Genomic DNA, 2,424 nt, shown 5'->3' with positions numbered 1-2,424 from the left:
CCAAGAAACTCTTACTCCCCTCTCCTCCTCTGGGAGAGGGGCTGGGGGTGAGGGCGTTCCCCGGTTTAACAAAATTGCCCGGTCTTATTTGCTCCATGTCGGGAATTTGGACTGGAAAAAAATCAACCCCGATATTTTTGGCTCCATGATTCAGGCGGTGGCTGATGAGGAGGAGCGCGGCGCTTTGGGGATGCACTATACCAGTGTTCCCAATATCCTCAAGGTGCTTAATCCCTTGTTTTTGGATGATTTGCGATCGCAGTTGGAGGCGGCTGGGGAGAATCGCCGCAAGTTGTTGAATTTGCGCCAACGCCTCGCCAAAATTCGCGTCTTTGACCCCGCTTGTGGGTCCGGGAATTTTCTCGTCATTGCTTATAAGGAAATGCGGAAAATTGAGGCGGAAATTAACCGTCGGCGGGGGGAACCGGAGCGCCCTTCTCAGATTCCCTTGACCAATTTTCGGGGCATAGAAATTCGCCATTTTGCCGCAGAAATTGCCCGGTTAGCCTTGATTATTGCTGAGTATCAGTGTGATGTGTTGCATCGCGGGCAGATGTTGGCGTTGGCCGATTTTTTGCCCCTGAAAAATGATAATTGGATTACCTGTGGGAATGCCTTGCGCTTGGATTGGTTGAGTCTTTGTCCGCCCACGGGAACGGGGGTAAAGGTGCAGCGTCAAGATTTGGATTTGTGGGGGGAAACCCAAGACGAGGCGGAGATTGATTTTCAAAATGAGGGCGGAGAAACTTATATTTGTGGGAATCCGCCTTACAAAGGGAGTAATTGGCGCACGAAAGAACAAACAGAAGATATAGGTTTATTATTTGCTTCTAAAATAAAAATATGGAAGCCTCTTGATTATGTTTGTGGTTGGTTCATAAAAGCATCAGAGTATAGCAAGGTTACACCGACAGCAAGCGCGTTTGTGGCAACCAATTCAATTTGTCAAGGAGTACAAGCTTCTATTCTATGGCCACTCATTTATGAAAGTGGTCAAGAAATTTCTTTTGCTCATACGTCTTTTAAATGGGCTAACCTAGCGAGTCATAATGCAGGAGTTTCTGTTGTTATAGTTGGTTTCTGCAATCCTCCAATTAAAAACCGTAAACTTTATGAGATTGATAAGGATAGTGTAGTCAGCTTAAGAACTGTTGAAAATATCAATGCTTATCTTCTTAACGCGCAAAGTGTCTTTGTGGAAAGCACAAAAGTCCCTGTCGGTCTTGATTCTGTAATTACTGATGGAAGTGGTGCATTAGACGGTGGACATTTAATACTTAATCGAAACCAAAGAGACGAAATAATTAAAGCTAATAGTGGAAGATTCGCAAAATATATCCTTCCATATTTAGGTTCTGGAGAATTCATCAAAGGAAACCTGCGATGGTGTCTGTGGATTGAAGATGAGAACCTAAGTGAGGCTCTGGAAAATGCAGAAATATACAAGCGAGTCGATCAAGTTAGAAAATATCGTGAAAATTCTGGGACGAGAGCACAGACAGCAATTTCTCGTCCACATAAATTTGCTTGGATTAATAAGCGTAATTCACATCAAATTATTGTCCCAACAGTTTTTTCCGAAAGGCGCGATTATATTACTGCTGGATACTTGGATGAAAGCTATGTAATCAACAACGCTGCCAGCATAATTCAAGAGCCAAGTCTTTACATTCTTGCAATCATTTCCTCGACGTTACACTTATCTTGGGTAAGGGCTGTATCTGGAAAACTTGAAGATAGGATTAGATACACATCTTCTACTTGCTATAACACCTTTCCAGTCCCAACTCTCACGGAACAAAACAAGGCTGACCTCAACCGTTGCGCCGAAGATATCCTATTAGCGAGAGAACATTATTTCCCCGCGACAATTGCCGATATGTACGACCCCAAACGGATGGATATTGAATTCCCCCTAGTGCGGGAAGCGCACGATCGCAACGATGAAATTATCGAGCGAATTTACATCGGTCGTCGCTTCAAAAACGACACCGAACGCCTGGAAAAACTGTTTGATTTATATACAAAAATGACCAGCCAACCCACCCCAGCCCAAAAGTCTGCCAAACGGAAAACCAAGTCATAAAGCGATCGGGGATAATATAACAAATCCAACCCAATCCAACCAACTGACTGCCTAAAAACTATGACAGCCGCCGAAAAACTCAATCAACTGATTCAAACCCTTCCAGAAAACCAAATCCCAGAAGTCCAGGACTTCGCCGAATTTCTCCAGCAAAAACAACTCACCTCCATTCATCCTATTCCCTCTGGCACTCTGACTGGACTCCGAGGCATCGCCAAACGTCCCGAACCCGCCCCCAGTGATGATGAACTGCAAGTGCAACCCAACATCAAAGGTAGGTTGGGTGCAACCCAACATCAAAGGTAGGTTGGGTGCAACCCAACATCAAAGGTAGGTTG

General features: G+C 44.7%; 2 protein-coding genes. Both read left to right on the top strand.

Annotated features, from left to right (window positions below; all coding sequences use genetic code 11):
- Positions 1–2,086 (top strand): DNA methyltransferase (locus P5683_RS22895; RefSeq protein WP_315641080.1); only part of this gene is annotated, 2,086 nt, incomplete at its 5' end.
- Positions 2,087–2,146: 60 nt separating this feature from the next.
- Positions 2,147–2,392 carry a DUF2281 domain-containing protein gene (locus tag P5683_RS22890; protein ID WP_008051559.1) on the top strand — a complete coding sequence of 82 codons (246 nt, stop codon included), beginning with the start codon at positions 2,147–2,149 and terminating at the stop codon, positions 2,390–2,392.
- The last annotated feature ends 32 nt before the right edge of the window (positions 2,393–2,424 follow it).

Origin of the sequence: Limnospira sp. PMC 1279.21 (assembly GCF_032349615.1) — a bacterium.
Taxonomy (GTDB): Bacteria; Cyanobacteriota; Cyanobacteriia; order Cyanobacteriales; family Microcoleaceae; genus Limnospira; species Limnospira fusiformis.
This window is presented reverse-complemented; position numbering and strand designations above follow the sequence as displayed.